A 15,021-nucleotide genomic window follows, 5' to 3' on the forward strand; every position below is an offset into this window, starting at 1 on the left:
GGACAATTCATCCCACTGGAGAGACCCGCTATGTCCATTCTTCTCGTCACCTCGAGCCCGCGCGGCGCTGCCTCGCACTCGACCCGCATCGCTACCGAGTTCGCCCAGAAGCTTCTCGCCGCTGACCCGTCGAACACGCTGGTCGTGCGCGACCTCGTCGCCAACCCGCTGCCGCATATCGATGCCGACTATGCGACCGGCATCTACACGCCGGCCGATGCCCGCACCCCGCGCCAGGCCGAAGTGGTCGGCGTTTCCGATGTCGTGCTTGACGAGTTGTTCGCCGCCGACACGGTGATCCTGGCCACCGGCTTCATCAACTTCAACATCTCCTCGACGTTGAAGTCCTGGGTCGATCACGTCGCCCGCTCCGGCAAGAGCTTTGCCTATGGCGAGAACGGCCCCAAGGGTCTCGTCACCGGCAAGAAGGTCTACATCGTGCTGGCCTCCGGCGGCATCTATTCCGAAGGTGCGGCCGTGCAGTTCGATCACGCCGTCCCCTACCTGCGCAGCGTGCTCGGTTTTATCGGCATGACCGATGTCGACGTCATCCGCATCGAGGGCGTCTCCAAGGGACCTGACGCGGTGGATGCCGCGCTCGCCAAGGCTACGGCCACGGTCGATGCATTGGTTGCCGCCAGCCGTGATGTCGCGGCTGCAGCGTAAGACTCTCGGTCCATGGTTTGTCAAAGGCAGGCGTTCGCGCCTGCTTTTTTCGTTCTAGCCGATCAGATGCCTCAACAGGCTGGCCGAAGCGACCCCGATCAGCACGGTTGGCAGCATGGAAAGCCGTGTCGCGGTGACCAAGGTGATGGCCAATGCCGCGAGATCGGCGGGATTGCGCGACACGAAGGCCGGCGCGATGACAGAGATCAGCACGCAGCCGGGTGCTGCCTCCATCACCGCCGTGGCGCGGGGACTGAGCACGCGGTTGCGCAGCACGACATAGCCGCCGATCCGCGTCAGATAGGTGACGCCGGCCATCAGCACGATGGTGAGAAGGGTCGCTGCGTCGATCATGCATCACCCGCCATCAGCCAGGCCGCGGCCAGCCCCGACACCGCGCCCGCCGCGACATACCAGGCGCCGGGAACGAAGAGGTAGACCAGCGCCGCGACGGCCAGGCTGACAAGCCAGGGCTGCGCCGCCGCGACGCCCTTCCACATGCCGCGCATCAGCACCAGGAAGACGGCCGGAAACGCCATGTCGAAACCGTAGGTCTCGACATGGCCCAGCATCGGGCCGAGCAAGGCGCCCAGCGTGGTGAAGGCTACCCAGGTCAGATACATCGCCAGCGCGGCACCCATGTAATAGCGCGGGCTGAAGGCCGGTGCGACACCGGCGGCGGCGCGCTGTTTGGCGTCGGCCAGGCCCAGCGCCCAGCTTTCGTCGCATAGGAAGAACAGCGCCGGAAACACCTTGCGCCGCGGCAGGTCGCGCAGGAACGGCGCGAGCGCCGCTCCCATCAACAGATGGCGGCTGTTGACCAGGAAGGTGATGGCGACGATGAGCAGGATGTGCGGCGGCGACGTCCACAGCTGGACCGCCGCGAATTCCGAGCCGCCGGCGAAGTTCAGCCCCGTCATCATGGACAGCTCGACCGTGCTCAGCCCTTTCTGCACGGCCTGGGCGCCAAGCACCAGCGCATAGGGGATGGTGCCGAGCAGCACCGGCGCGCAGGATGCCACGCCACGGCGAAACTCCGATCCCGAACCATTGCCGACCGTCTCGACTGCCTGTGAAATGCTCATACCCTGCCATTGGGCGGCCCCACAGCCGCCCTGCCCTGCGTTTGAAAATCCCGTGATGTCAGGGGCAAAACATACCTACAGCTCTCCGCAATTTGGTTGCGAAGATTGTTGTCTTTCGTCAGATTTTGGCATTCACTGTTACGAAGCCGCAGGAAAATGGAATTCAACGCCATGAAGCTCGACGACATCGACAAACGCATCCTGCGGGCGTTGCAGCGAGACGGCCGCATGGCCAACAATGATCTGGCCAATGAGGTCGGCCTGTCGCCCTCGCCTTGCCTGCGGCGCGTCAAGCTCCTGGAGGAAGCCGGTATCATCGACCGCTATGTCGCCGTGATCAATCCGGCCAGCATCGGCAAGGGCCTCACCTTCTTCACCCGCATCTGGCTGAAGGCACAGGACGAGGACACGATCGAACATTTCGCCACCGAGGTCGCCAAGCTGCCGCAAGTGATGGAGTGCTATCTCATGCTCGGCGACTGCGACGCCATGGTGCGTGTCGTGGCCGCCGGCATCGATGACTACCGGCGCTTCCAGTCGGAGCATCTCAGCCGCATCAAGGGCGTGCAGAACGTCAAGACCGACGTGCCCAGCCAGACGATCAAATACACATCGGAACTGCCGATCTAGGACAAGCCAGCGCAAATCCAAGGGTCTGTATCCGTCAAAGCGCTAACGTCCAGACTGGATAAAAAATGCAACCGGATTGTAGGATGGGCGCTGGTGCCGGCGTCCTTCGGACGCAAGGGCACGGCGAAGCTGGACCGTGCCACCACAAGACCGCGTTCCGGCATGGGAGAAAACCATGAACCATTCCTACCGTTGGGTCATCGTCGCGGCTGGCGCGCTGATGTCCTGTGTCGCCATCGGCACGATGTTTTCGCTGGCGATCTTTCTCGAACCCATGGCGCTCGATACCAACTGGTCGCGCGCGGGCATTTCGAGCGCCATGACACTCAATTTCCTGGTGATGGGCCTTGGCGGTTTCGCCTGGGGTGCCCTGTCCGACCGGTTCGGCGCCCGTATCGTCGTCACAATCGGCGCCGTGCTGCTCGGGCTGGCGTTGGTGTTGGCAAGCCGCGCCGGTTCGCTTCTCACCTTCCAGATCACCTATGGCGTGCTCGTCGGGCTCGCGGCCAGCGCCTTCTTCGCGCCGATGATCGCGCTGACGTCAGGCTGGTTCGACACCAATCGCGGACTGGCCGTATCGCTGGTCTCGGCCGGCATGGGCGTGGCGCCGATGACGATCTCGCCGCTCGCCCGCTGGCTGATCTCCGCCTACGAATGGCGTAGCGCCATGTTCGACATCGGCATCCTGGCCTGGGTGCTTCTGCTGCCCGCCGTGCTTCTGGTGCGCCAGCCGCCGAAGCCTGTCGCCTCGGGTGCCGCCGCATCACAAGCCGCCGAAGGCGCCGGCCTCACGGTCGGCCAGGCGCTGCGCTCGCCGCAATTCATCGTGCTGGGGCTGACCTTCTTCGCCTGCTGCGCGGCTCATTCCGGCCCGATCTTCCACATGGTCAGCTACGCCATGCTGTGCGGCGTCGCCCCGATGGCCGCTGTCTCGATCTACAGTGTCGAGGGTCTGGCAGGCCTCGGCGGCAGGCTGCTCTACGGCGTGCTGGCCGACCGGCTCGGGGTGAAGCCGGTGCTGATCGCCGGGCTGGCGATCCAGGCGATCGTCATTGCCGCCTATCTCTCGATCAGCCAACTCGACCAGTTCTATATGCTGGCCGTCATCTTTGGCGCCACCTATGGCGGCGTCATGCCGCTCTACGCGGTGCTGGCGCGCGAATATTTCGGCCAGCGCATCCTCGGCACCGTATTCGGCGCCGCCACCATGCTCTCCAGCCTCGGCATGGCGCTGGGGCCGCTTGCCGGCGGCATGATCTTCGACGTGTATGCCAGCTACCATTGGCTGTTCATCGGCTCGGCGCTTATCGGCCTGGGTGCCGCGGGCATAGCGATCGCCTTCCCGCCGCTGCCACGCAGGGCGTTGCAGACGGCATAGGCTTCTCCACGCTGCAATCGTCGCCAGAGGGCAGACGGGCTTGACGGGCGATGGCCGGTCAAGCCACGCCTATCTCGCGGTCACGCCGACTTGAGAACCGTGAACGGCCGCTTTTGAATGGCCCGCTTGGTCTGGAAATTCGCGGCCGGAGCGGGACGGCCGACGTGAAAGCCCTGGACCTTATCTATGCCGAATTGGCGCATGAGGACCATCTGCTCTTCGGTCTCCACCCCTTCGACCAGGATCTTGTGGCCGCGATTTCGGACCAGCGCGATGATGTCCTGCAGCATTGCCATGCCCTTGGGGGTGCCGCAGTCGTGAAGGAACGAGCGGTCGATCTTGACCGTATCGAAGTCGATGAGACGAAGCCATGAAAGGCCGGCGAAGCCCGTCCCGAAATCATCGAGCCAGATCCTGATCCCGAGCAGCTTCAGGTCGCTGATGCAGCGCAGGATGTCGGAATGCATCTCCATCTCCAGCCCCTCGGTGATCTCGAAGGCCAGCCTGTTTCCGGTTACGCCGGTCTCGCCCAGAATGGTCGCGACCGACGTCGCGAAGCCGGGCGTCTTGAGCTGGATGGGCGAGACGTTGACGCTAACGACGCGCACGTGATCCTGCGCCAGGAGTTCGGCGCACACCGTCCTTATTGCCCAGCGCCCGAGCTCGAGGATGGCGCCGGTTCGTTCCGCGACGGGAATGAACAGGCTCGGCGGAACCAGGGTGCCGTCGAGCATCTTGAGGCGCATCAGCGCCTCCACGGCCTCGAACCCGCCCGACGCGACGTCCTGGATGGGTTGGTAGACGAGCGAAACGAGGTCCTGGCCAATGGCGATCTTCAGCAAGGCCGCCAGGTTCTCGCTCTCGTCGCTGCTCTGGGGATCGGTCGGATCGAACAGCCGGGCACAGTTTCGGCCGCTGGCTTTTGCAAGATAGAGCGCTCGATCGGCCTCGTGGATGATCTTCTCCAGCTTGGCGGCGGTCTGCTTCCTGGTGAACGCCGCGCCCACGCTCGCCGTCACGATCGAGATGCCATCCCGGCGCAACTCATGCGCGATCGCCAGGTTCTCGATCGTGCGGCAAATGGCTTCCGCCAGATCCGCGACCTCGCCTTTCTTGTCCATGCGCGCCAGGACGATGAATTCCTCGCCGCCATACCGGCCGATGGAGCCGTCATGCTGCTTAATCAGGTCGCTGAGCGCATCGGCGACCTGGATCAAGCAACGGTCGCCTTCCTGATGGCCATAGCAATCGTTGAACTTCTTGAAGAAGTCGACGTCGATGAGGATCGCCGCGAAACCGTGGCCAAGCTTTTGCCAGTCGTTCCAATAGTCGCGCAGTTTTTCGTCGATCGCGCGCCGGTTCTCCAGCCCTGTCAACGGATCCGTCCGCGACAGCCTGAGCAGGGCCTTGCCGCGCTCGGTCGCCTCCTTGTGCTGGATCTTGGCTTCCAGCGCGTTCAGGAAGACGTTGTAGCGTTCTTCGTTCAGCTTCCAGTTAACATAGGACGTGAATGTGAAGCACGAAACGTAGAAAGTGCCGAAGACCATCTTGTATATCAGCGTAGCGGGTAAAAAGTAGTTCACCACATACAAGATGCACAAAATTATCGTCGACGTTATGATCGAGACCTTGAAGCGGAATGTGAAGAAGAGATTGGCACTCATCATGAAAATAGTGCCAAAGACCATATAATAGGCGACGCTTTCCTTGTTCGCGCCCATGGACGCGGGGCAAAGCCAGCCGATATAGCCAAAGATGATGGCCGCGGCGCAGGTTACGTCAAGCCAGTCGGTGGCGGCTCCCCTGCGAAGCTGTGCTTCCAGGACCAACAGTGCAGTCAGTCCGACAGCGAAGCGGGCCGTGATTGTAAGGGCGGCCACGTCGGGTATCAGCAGCAGATCCGATACCGAAAACAAGACGTAGATGACGACGGCGATCCAGAGGCCTGGCCTGGCTTCCTTCCTTCGCTTCGCCTGGGCTTCCGTGCGGTAAAGGGTTCGAAGTTCGGCCGCCCCCAGCTCCTGGCGCGGCGGTTCCGCATCCACCGCATCGGCCACTGCGGATGACGCGCGTTCGTTCACGACAAATCCCGACTGAAGGACATTTCGCGTTCCGAACTCTTTTCCAGCTTCTGCCCCCAACGCAGACCGACTCCTTGGCGCGACACGACTTGCCGCGCGATCAAATGCAATGACGCAGGACAAGTTTCCGTTAACTCGAACCCGGAATCCCGCTCTCAAAAACCCCAAAGAATTGATATGGTTAGCGGGAAATTAATCATATCGATAGAATGCAACGGAGCCGCCGTTGGCAAATCGAGTATTCTACGCAATAAGTTAACTGACTGTTAACTATGGAGCCTTGGTGTGCAAACTGTCTTTGACGGCCAGAGTCTGATTACTGCTGAAGCGATCGCCGGTGGTCTCCGTCGAGGAAAGCCCGAGCATCATGGCGAAGCGTTCGAAACCGCTCGCGCGGAGCTGGCGCTCATCCTCCACGCCACACAGCAACAGGTCGAGCAGCAAAAATTTCCCGCCGAGATCGTTCGCCGCCTGCTGTCGCTTCTCAACGCGCTGCGCGCCAAGGTTCATCCCGACGTTTGGCAGGCCTTGATACCGGTGGCGCAGAACCACCCGATCCAGAAGTACTTTCTGGAGGATCCGCTGACACATTGGTCCTTCACCAAGCCCAGGGGTTATTCCGGCGACGCGCAGTTGCTCGACTACATCTATTGCGACCCGCACGTTGCCGAGAGCGTCGCAAGCGCCTCGGAGGTCGGCAAGGCGCTTTACAGCCACACCCAGAACGTTCCGTCATGCGTCGCCGCACGCGAGCGCCGCGATCTGCTGACCCGCTATGTCGATGAAACCGCGGCCAGGAACGGGCCCGAAACGGAAGTCCTGGCGATCGCTGCCGGCCATCTGCGCGAGGCGAACCGTTCGGCCGCATTGGCCGAGGGCGGCCTCAAGCGCTGGGTCGCGCTCGACCAGGATCCCCAGAGCGTCGGACTGATCGCGCGCGACTTCCAGGGCACCGCGGTCGAGGCCATCGACGGCTCGGTGCGCACTGTGCTCACCAGAAGCCACAAGCTCGGCAAGTTCGACCTCATCTATGCCTCCGGCCTTTACGACTACCTCCAGCACAACGTCGCCGTGAAACTCACCAAGACCTGCCTGCAGATGCTGAAGCCGAACGGGACCTTCCTGTTCGCCAACTACGCCGAGGGCACTCCTGACGCCGGCTACCGGGAAACGTTCATGGACTGGGTGCTGCTGCTGCGGTCGGAGGTCGACATGTGGAACATCATCAACGCCAGCGTCGACCGCAACGCAGTCGACGCGCAGGTCTACTTCGGCGAGAACCGCAACGTGCTTTACGGCGTCATCCACAAGCGTGGATAATACCCATCTGGATGCGATCCGGCTGACGTAAGGACCTCGAGCGCTTCGACCGCGGTGCTCGAGGATTTCGGTCCTCTTACGCGCACCCCAGGCTCGCTTCGGGGACGGCCCGCCCTAGCCGAAGATCCGCTCGCCCTGTTCGTCGACGAGTTGGATGCCTTTCTTGATCGAGATGTCGACGGCGTCGTCCAGCCCGGCGAAACGGTCGGCGCGGATGAATTTGTGCTCCTTCACCACGCCGTCGACTTCCTTGGAGACGACGCCGCAGGTCTGGTACTGGCCATCAGCCTTGTAGGGCGTGGCGCTGATCGTGAAGCCCTTGTGCTCGACCTGCTTGGCGGGCGCGGCATTTCCAGGCTCGGCCGCTTCGCCGCCACCGCCGCCGCCGAAAAGACGCTTCAAAAAAGACATCGCTCAAATCTCCCTGTCGCCGGCGACCGCGGTTCGCGTGCGATTCACGACGTTGTCCCTCCAGCATGCGCGAATGTGCCGCCGCGTTCCAGTCCCCTGATGAAGACGGAGACCAGGAGCTCGATCTGCCGGCCGATCTCATCGGTCTGGCGGCGGTCGGACCTGGCCGCATAGCCGCTGGTGACGATGCCATGTACGCTTGACCAGAGGGTTCGCGCGGCGATCCGGCGCGTGTCCTCGTCGAGATCGAAGCCGCCATCGGCAAGCACGCTGGCGATGATCTCGAACAGCTGGTCGAGCCGCGCCTCGTAGACATCGGGCTCGGTCAGCGCCGGACGCCTCCTGTTGAAGGCAAGCAGCGCCGGCCAGCTGCCGGGATGCGCCTCGACGAAGCGAATATAGGCGCCGGCCAGTGCCAAAAGCCGCTGGCGCACGTCGGTGATGCCACGCCTGGCGAGCTCGGCCATCGCCGCGGCGCCCGCGCCCCCCAGCCGGTCGAGCAGGCGCATGTTGACGGCGCGGTGCACCCCGTCCAGATCGGAAAACAGGTTGTAGACCGAGCCGACCGAGATGCCCGCCTGTTCGGCAATGGTCCTGGCCTTCAGATTGTCCATGCCGCCCTCGTTGAGCAGCGCTTCGGCAATGGCCAGCACCCGCTCGCCCGTCTCTTCCTTGTCGAGTGCCATGCTTTCCTTCTGAATGAGCGCGCCTTGCAAATGACCTGCTGTTTTCGACCCGACGCCGCTTCGTTTACCACATCCAGGGTATCGTGAACAGTGTTCAAAAGGTCTTGAACGAGGTTCATTCCTGCTATCGGCTACTGGGCCATGGGCATCCTGCTGCTCACCGGCAGCCTCGTGAACCTGGTCAAGTACCGCACCGACGAGCGCATCTCCGCCGAGACCACCGCCAAGATCGAGAAGGCGCAACGAGAAGCTGATCAGTGAACATGTCGGCAAGGAATGATGCCGACCTGCCCTGACGAGAAAAGCCCGGATCTCCCCGGGCTTTTATATTGAGCTTTCGCGCTTCAGGAGACGCGCCGCATCGTGGGTTCAGCGATGTGTCAGCGCTTCCAGCGCTTCGGCGGCGGCTTCCAGAATGGCGATCGCCTCGGCCTGCTTTTCTGCCGGGGCATCGACGATCTCGCCGAGTGCCGCGCGCAGCCGATGGCGGATGGCGCGGAATTCGTCGCGCGTTTCGGAGCGCTCGCCACGGCCACCGCGGCCGCCGCGACGGTCCTCGCCGTCGTCGTTCCAGCCGAACCAGTCGCGCGCCTTGGCCATCTTGCGGCCGAAGCGCTCGAGATGATCGAGCACGCCGTCGATCATCTCGCGATTGTCGGCCAGATGCGCCTGCCCGGCCTCGGTGATCGAGAACACCTTCTTGTTGCCTTCGCTCGAGGACACGGCATAGCCGGCCTCTTCCAGGAAGGTCAGCGTCGGGTAGACCACGCCCGGGCTCGGGGTGTAGATGCCGCTGGTGCGCTCTTCCAGCGCCTTGATGATGTCGTAGCCGTGACGCGGCGCCTCGGCCAGCAGCGACAGCGTGATCAGCTTGAGGTCGCCGTCGGCCAGCATGCGCCCGGCGCGAAAGAAGTCCCCCGGGCCGCCGCGACCGCCGCCGCCCCTGCCCCCGAACGGGCCGAAGCCGCTGCCCCCCCTGCCACCGAACTTGCCGGCCATATGCATGAACATGCGCTCGCCGAAATGATGACGGTCGGAATGATTGTGCCCAAAATTGTGCTTGTGCATTGATTGCTCCTTGAGTTCTATCTCACGATATATCTTAATTAGGCACACCCCATCGATGAGTCAAGATATATCTTACGATGTATCTTAGCCAGCGGCGGCGTCCACGCGTCAGGCGCGGCAGGAATGGATGGTGTGTGAGTGGGCTACCAGCGGCCCTTGCGCCGATTCCAGCCGTAGAGCAGATCGGCGAAGCGATCGTAGGCAATGCGGGTCGGCGGCAGCATGAGCCGATTGCCGAACAGGCGCGCCAGCCATCCCTCGCCAGGCGTTGTCAGCCAGACCGCGATGGTCACGTCTGCACCGACCAGCAGCCTGCCCTGGGCGTCGGTCGCATGCAGCCGGCGGCGGATGTCCTCCAGCGAGACGCCATGCGACGACAGCGCATCCGGCTCCAGGTTGATGTCGCGGAATTCGATCCGACCGGCCTTGACCGCCTCGACCAGCCGCCGCTTCTGCCGGCCGATGCCGGCATCGCAGACGGGGCAGCGCGTGTTGTACCAGACGGTCAGCACGGGCCTGGACATGTGTCAGCCGTGATCGTGCCGGTGGTGCAGATCGGGATAATGCGGATGCTTGTGGCGCAGCGGCGCATGCCGGTGCAAGTGCGAATGCGGCTCCGTCACCGGCCCGTCATGATGATGCTGGTGGTGCTCGTCATGCACATGGCTGTGCTCATGCTCCAGCGCCTCGTGCTCATGCTCGTGATCGTGGCGTTCCGACAGATGCAACCAGAGCCCGACGCCCATCAGCAACCCTGCAATCGCCAGCTTCAGCGTCACGGCATCGCCGAGCATGACGATGGCCAGCAAGGCACCGATGAACGGCGCCAGCGAATAATAGGCTCCGGTGCGCGCCGTTCCGAGATGGCGCAACGCAAGGATGAACATCACCAGGCTGACGCCGATGCCGAAGAAACCGACAGCCGCCGCCGAGGCGACAATCGGCGCGGCGGGAAGCGAGGCGCCGCCGATCAATGCCAGGCCGACATTGACGGTACCGGCCACTAGCCCCTTCAGCATGGCGATCACCACCGGGTCTGTGGCCGATATCCGGCGCGTGAAATTGTTGTCCAGTCCCCATGCCAGGCACGCCCCCGCGACCAGCAACGCGCCAAGGTTGAAAGTGACGCCATTACCTTGCCACGAAAGCAAAACAGCGCCAGTGAGAATGGCAAAGGCACCGAAAAGCAGGTGCCGGTCGACATTTTCGCGATAGACGAGCCAGGCGATCGCCATCGTTGCCAGCCCTTCGAGGTTGAGCAGCAATGCAGAACTGGATGCCGTGTTGAGGATGAGGCCGAACATCAGCAGGACCGGTCCAACAATGCCGCCCATGCCGATGGCCAGTGCAAGCCATGGAATATCCTCGGCGGCCAGTCGCGCCTCGCCGGCATTGGCTTGCCTGCCGCGCAACAGGCGATAGAGGGCAAGGCCAAGGCCCGCGCCGAGATATAGCAGGCCCGCAAGCATGAACGGATTGACGCTGTCGAGCAGCAGCTTGGACAGGGGCGGCGTCGCGCCGAACAAGACGGCTGAGCCGAGGGCAAGCGGTACGCCGGGCCAAAGATGCGAATGGGAATGGGTCATGGCTCACCCTATCATGGTGGCACGCCATGTCATCGACCACACCGCCAGGCACGGTTTGCGAGATCGCCCAAGGGAAGTCCGCGCCTCAGTTCCGATGCATGACGGCCCGACGCGTCTGTTGTCGCAAAACAGCGCCCACTCTTCACAGAGGCGCCCGTTGGGCAGGTGGCAAAACCCGTTGCCGGGCCTTGTCCTTCTTGATTGTCAGGCGTCCGCCAATCGCTGCGCAATGGACCGATGCGGGATTGACCGTGCCGACCTGTTTGCGCAAGGCGGATACCGTCATCCAAGCGACGAGATGATCTCGCGGTAAGCGAGCTCCGGGAAAGCCTTCATCGTCTGCGACCTGATATTGCCGCCCGCGGCCAGCATCAGCGCGAAACGCGCCAGCACCGCATCGTCGGGCGCCTCGACCACCGCCACCATGTCGAATTCGCCCATGGTCAGGTGAACGACTTGAACGATCCTCCCATCTCGCCCAGTTGCTTCCTGGCGGCGTCGAGGCGCTTGGGCGAGTCGCGCACGTTCTTGGCGCCGTGCTCGGTCCAGTTCATCAGCATGATGTAGGTCGTCATGGTAGGCCTCTCTCCGGGGCCACGGAGCACGGCACTCAGGCCATGGGCTTGTCGACACGGCCTCGGCCGGGGCTGGCTTCCGGGGTTGTCGCCCGAAAATGCATCCGACGCCGGAGTATCCTCCCACTGCCGACATCCTGCAAGCGCTACCGCGCGGGAACCCAATGCCGAGCGGGCGCGACCTCCCGCCAGCCGACACAACAAAGGCGCTGGCAGGCATCAACCGCAAATCAGCCGGCGGCGTTCAGGTAAAGCCGGTTTAAAAACCCGCCGGATTGCGGCAATCTCCATCGTGGCCCCCAGGCCGGCAATACCCCATCCGGGCCAACCCAGCCGCAGGAGAGCTTCATGCGCGAGACATCAGAGCTGCCGCCGGAACAGATCGAAATTCCCGCCGCCTGGATCGGCGAGGACATGGCGAAGCATCCTGAAAAATGGCTGGTCGACCTGGAGCCAGAGGACGTCGCGGAGTTGGAAGCTGCCGCAACCGGCTTTCTCGCCGGCTCGCACGATATCGGCAGTCTGACCAAGGCTGATTTCCCCTTGCCCCGGCTTGCCGGCCACCTTGGCGCGCTTCGCGAAAAACTGATTGCCGGAATTGGCTTCGAGGTGCTGCGCGGTCTCCCGGTCGAGAGATATTCCACCGAGATGGCGGCAACGATCTTCCGCGGGGTTGGCGCCCATCTGGGAAGCGCTCGGTCCCAGAATGCCCAGGGCCATATACTCGGCCATGTCCGCGACATCGGCGCCGACGCCAGGGACCCCAGGACACGCATCTACCAGACGTCGGAACGCCAGACATTTCACACCGATTCCGCCGATGTCGTCGGCCTGCTCTGCCTGCGCGATGCCATGCAGGGCGGCGAGTCCCTGCTGGTGAGCACGGTGACGATCTACAACGAGATGCGCAAGAGACGGCCCGATCTGGTCCGCCTGCTGTTCGATCCGATTGCCACCGACCGGCGCGGCGAGATCCCGGAAGGCGAAAAGCCCTACTTCGAAATCCCGGTGCTCAACTGGCATGCCGGACTGCTGACCGGCATCTATCAGCGTCAGTACATCGACAGCGCGCAGCGCTTCCCCGATGCCATGCGCCTCACTCCAGCCCATGTCGAGGCGCTGGATCTTTTCGACAGCCTTGCCAATGATGTCAGGCTGAACCTGTCGATGCGGCTCCGGCCTGGCGACATGCAGTTCGTCTACAATCATTCGCTGCTTCACGACCGCATGGGCTTTCGCGATTGGCCGGATCCCGACAAGCGGCGCCATATGCTGCGCCTGTGGCTGTCGGTCCCCGGCGACCGTCCGCTGCCGGACTGCTTCCGGCAGCGCTATGGCTCGATAGAGATCGGCAACCGGGGCGGCATCACCGTCAAGGGCGCGCGGCTGAACGTGCCGTTGCTTTGACGCCCGAAACGAAAAAGGGCGCCGATCGGCGCCCTTAACTGTTCGCGACAAAAATGAACTCAGCTATCGAGGAAGCTGCGCAGCTTGCGCGAGCGGCTCGGGTGCTTGAGCTTGCGCAGCGCCTTGGCTTCGATCTGGCGGATACGCTCGCGGGTGACCGAGAACTGCTGGCCGACCTCTTCCAGCGTGTGGTCGGTGTTCATGCCGATGCCGAAGCGCATGCGCAACACGCGCTCCTCGCGCGGGGTGAGCGAAGCCAGAACGCGCGTGGTGGTCTCGCGCAGATTGGCCTGGATCGCCGCGTCGATCGGCAGGATCGCCATCTTGTCCTCGATGAAATCGCCCAGATGCGAATCCTCCTCGTCGCCCACAGGCGTTTCGAGCGAGATCGGCTCCTTGGCGATCTTCAAGACCTTGCGCACTTTTTCGAGCGGCATGGCGAGCTTCTCGGCCAGTTCCTCCGGCGTCGGCTCGCGGCCGATCTCGTGCAACATCTGGCGCGAGGTGCGCACGATCTTGTTGATCGTCTCGATCATGTGCACCGGAATGCGGATGGTGCGCGCCTGGTCGGCGATCGAACGCGTGATCGCCTGCCTGATCCACCATGTCGCGTAGGTCGAGAACTTGTAGCCGCGGCGGTACTCGAATTTGTCGACGGCCTTCATCAGGCCGATATTGCCTTCCTGGATCAGGTCGAGGAACTGCAGGCCACGATTGGTGTATTTCTTGGCGATGGAGATGACGAGGCGCAGATTGGCCTCGACCATTTCCTTCTTGGCGATCGCGGCTTCGCGCTCGCCCTTCTGCACCTGGTTGACGATCTTTCGGAATTCCAGGATCGAAATGGCCGTTTCCGTGGCCAGATTCTGGATCTCGGCGCGCAAATCCTTGATCGCGTCCTTCTCGTTCTTGGTGAATTCCTTCCAGCCGCGCGAGGTCAGGTTGGCGATCGAACGCGTCCAGTTGGGGTCGAGTTCCGAGCCCTGATATTCCTTCAGGAATTCCTCGCGGCGCACGCCATAGCTTTCGGCCAGGCGCAACAGCTTGCCCTCGTTCTGCACCAGCCGCTTGTTGATGTCGTAGAGCTGCTCGACCAGCGCCTCGATACGCGCCGTGTTGAGCGACAGCGACTTCACCGCCTTGATCAGCTGGTCCTTCAGCTCCTTCAGCCGGCGGTCCTGGCTGGGCGACAGCGTGCCGGCGGCGGCCAGACGGTTCTCGACCTGCTGGTCCTGCAGCTTCCTGAGCTTCTTGTAAGTGTCGGCGATGACGTCGAGCGTCTCCATCACCTGAGGGCGGAGTTCCGCTTCCATCGCCGCCAGCGACAGGCTCGCCTCGTCCTCGTCTTCCTCGTCATCATCGCCGATGCCGCGCGTGTCGGCGCCGACATTGGTGATGTCGTCTTCGTCATCGCGTCCGCGACGCGACTTTTCCTCGACCTTGGGTGCTTCCTCGACGCGTTCGACCACCGGCGCCTGCTTGGCTTCGGGGCCGGCATAGGTGGCTTCGAGGTCGATGATCTCGCGCAGCAGGATCTTGGATTCGTTGAGCTCGTCGCGCCAGATGATGATGGCCTGGAAGGTCAGCGGGCTTTCGCACAGGCCCGCAATCATCGTCTCGCGCCCGGCCTCGATGCGCTTGGCGATGGCGATTTCGCCTTCGCGCGACAGAAGCTCGACCGAGCCCATCTCGCGCAAATACATGCGCACCGGATCGTCGGTGCGGTCGGTCGGCTCTTTCTTGGTGGTGGTGGCGGCGACCGCGGTGCCGGTCTGCTCGGCCAGCTCGTTGGCGTCTTCCTCGGCATCGGCGGCGGTGTCGCCGGCCTCGGCCTCTTCGCCCTGTTCGTCATCCTCGACGACGTTGATGCCCATGTCGGACAGCATCGCCATCGTGTCCTCGATCTGCTCGGAGGTCACTTCCTCGGAAGGCAGCACCGAATTCAGCTCGTCCATGGTGACATAGCCGCGCTTCTTGGCGGCCTTGATCATCTTCTTGACAGCATCATCGGAAAGGTCGAGCAGAGGCCCATCGGTGGCGCCTTCGCGTTCGGTCTCGACCTCTTCCTTTTCCTTTGTCGCCATAGTCTTTATCTTCTCCTAGCGGCCGGCCATCGGGGCCGCGTAAG

16 protein-coding genes and 1 pseudogene are annotated in these 15,021 nt (G+C 63.0%); 5 read left to right on the forward strand and 12 right to left on the reverse strand.

What is annotated here, in order from left to right:
• Window positions 1-30: 30 nt before the first annotated feature.
• Complete coding sequence (locus FJ543_RS30075) at window positions 31-666, forward strand: FMN-dependent NADH-azoreductase (RefSeq protein ID WP_015316231.1); 636 nt, start codon at window positions 31-33, stop codon at window positions 664-666.
• 54 nt (window positions 667-720) lie between these two features.
• Here FJ543_RS30075 and FJ543_RS30080 read toward each other — a convergent pair whose 3' ends face one another.
• Complete coding sequence (locus FJ543_RS30080; RefSeq protein ID WP_140878648.1) at window positions 721-1,020, reverse strand: AzlD family protein; 300 nt, start codon at window positions 1,018-1,020, stop codon at window positions 721-723.
• Entirely contained in the window at window positions 1,017-1,751 is a 735-nt protein-coding gene (locus tag FJ543_RS30085; protein WP_140878649.1) for an AzlC family ABC transporter permease, read from the reverse strand. Before FJ543_RS30085 ends, FJ543_RS30080 begins: the two co-directional genes overlap by 4 nt.
• 171 nt (window positions 1,752-1,922) lie before the next feature.
• On the opposite strand from FJ543_RS30085, the gene FJ543_RS30090 reads away from it, so the two are divergent.
• Complete coding sequence (locus FJ543_RS30090) at window positions 1,923-2,381, forward strand: Lrp/AsnC family transcriptional regulator (protein ID WP_015316228.1); 459 nt, start codon at window positions 1,923-1,925, stop codon at window positions 2,379-2,381.
• Window positions 2,382-2,556: 175 nt separating this feature from the next.
• The gene (locus FJ543_RS30095; RefSeq protein WP_140878650.1) at window positions 2,557-3,759 is read left to right on the forward strand and encodes an MFS transporter; all 1,203 of its coding nucleotides are present in this window, start codon (window positions 2,557-2,559) and stop codon (window positions 3,757-3,759) included.
• Between the two features lie 80 nt (window positions 3,760-3,839).
• Here the strand turns inward: FJ543_RS30095 and FJ543_RS30100 are convergent, their stop codons facing one another.
• A complete protein-coding gene (locus FJ543_RS30100; protein WP_051041256.1) occupies window positions 3,840-5,840 on the reverse strand; it encodes an EAL domain-containing protein in 2,001 nt (666 codons plus the stop codon).
• 285 nt (window positions 5,841-6,125) lie between these two features.
• Between FJ543_RS30100 and FJ543_RS30105 the strand changes: the two genes are divergently transcribed.
• Window positions 6,126-7,160, forward strand: a complete 1,035-nt coding sequence (locus FJ543_RS30105; protein ID WP_140665880.1) for a class I SAM-dependent methyltransferase — start codon at window positions 6,126-6,128, stop codon at window positions 7,158-7,160.
• A gap of 114 nt (window positions 7,161-7,274) precedes the next feature.
• Here FJ543_RS30105 and FJ543_RS30110 read toward each other — a convergent pair whose 3' ends face one another.
• The 8 genes and pseudogenes from FJ543_RS30110 to FJ543_RS30140 all read right to left on the reverse strand — a co-directional run bounded on the left by FJ543_RS30110 (window position 7,275) and on the right by FJ543_RS30140 (window position 11,486).
• Window positions 7,275-7,571 (reverse strand): HlyU family transcriptional regulator, encoded by a 297-nt coding sequence (locus FJ543_RS30110; protein WP_015316224.1) that lies wholly within the window; start codon window positions 7,569-7,571, stop codon window positions 7,275-7,277.
• Window positions 7,572-7,615: 44 nt separating this feature from the next.
• Window positions 7,616-8,257 (reverse strand): TetR/AcrR family transcriptional regulator, encoded by a 642-nt coding sequence (locus FJ543_RS30115; protein ID WP_140878651.1) that lies wholly within the window; start codon window positions 8,255-8,257, stop codon window positions 7,616-7,618.
• Between the two features lie 369 nt (window positions 8,258-8,626).
• Entirely contained in the window at window positions 8,627-9,325 is a 699-nt protein-coding gene (locus tag FJ543_RS30120) for a PadR family transcriptional regulator (protein ID WP_140878652.1), read from the reverse strand.
• A gap of 143 nt (window positions 9,326-9,468) precedes the next feature.
• Window positions 9,469-9,849 (reverse strand): DCC1-like thiol-disulfide oxidoreductase family protein, encoded by a 381-nt coding sequence (locus FJ543_RS30125; RefSeq protein WP_181174112.1) that lies wholly within the window; start codon window positions 9,847-9,849, stop codon window positions 9,469-9,471.
• 3 nt (window positions 9,850-9,852) lie between these two features.
• The gene (locus tag FJ543_RS30130; RefSeq protein ID WP_140878653.1) at window positions 9,853-10,911 is read right to left on the reverse strand and encodes a DMT family transporter; all 1,059 of its coding nucleotides are present in this window, start codon (window positions 10,909-10,911) and stop codon (window positions 9,853-9,855) included.
• 3 nt (window positions 10,912-10,914) lie between these two features.
• Complete coding sequence (locus FJ543_RS32340) at window positions 10,915-11,076, reverse strand: hypothetical protein (protein WP_348643283.1); 162 nt, start codon at window positions 11,074-11,076, stop codon at window positions 10,915-10,917.
• Window positions 11,054-11,197, reverse strand: a complete 144-nt coding sequence (locus tag FJ543_RS32085; protein WP_246678895.1) for a DUF333 domain-containing protein — start codon at window positions 11,195-11,197, stop codon at window positions 11,054-11,056. Before FJ543_RS32085 ends, FJ543_RS32340 begins: the two co-directional genes overlap by 23 nt.
• Window positions 11,194-11,486 (reverse strand): annotated as a pseudogene (locus FJ543_RS30140) (GYD domain-containing protein). The gene FJ543_RS32085 and the pseudogene FJ543_RS30140 overlap by 4 nt, the downstream one beginning before the upstream one ends.
• A 348-nt stretch (window positions 11,487-11,834) precedes the next feature.
• Here FJ543_RS30140 and FJ543_RS30145 point away from each other — a divergent pair.
• The gene (locus FJ543_RS30145; RefSeq protein WP_140878654.1) at window positions 11,835-12,893 is read left to right on the forward strand and encodes a TauD/TfdA family dioxygenase; all 1,059 of its coding nucleotides are present in this window, start codon (window positions 11,835-11,837) and stop codon (window positions 12,891-12,893) included.
• A 59-nt stretch (window positions 12,894-12,952) separates the two neighbouring features.
• Here the strand turns inward: FJ543_RS30145 and rpoD are convergent, their stop codons facing one another.
• Entirely contained in the window at window positions 12,953-14,977 is a 2,025-nt protein-coding gene (gene rpoD, locus FJ543_RS30150; RefSeq protein ID WP_140713786.1) for an RNA polymerase sigma factor RpoD, read from the reverse strand.
• Window positions 14,978-15,021 lie beyond the last annotated feature (44 nt).

Source organism: Mesorhizobium sp. B2-5-7 (genome assembly GCF_006440875.1).
In the GTDB taxonomy this organism is placed as follows: Bacteria; Pseudomonadota; Alphaproteobacteria; order Rhizobiales; family Rhizobiaceae; genus Mesorhizobium; species Mesorhizobium australicum.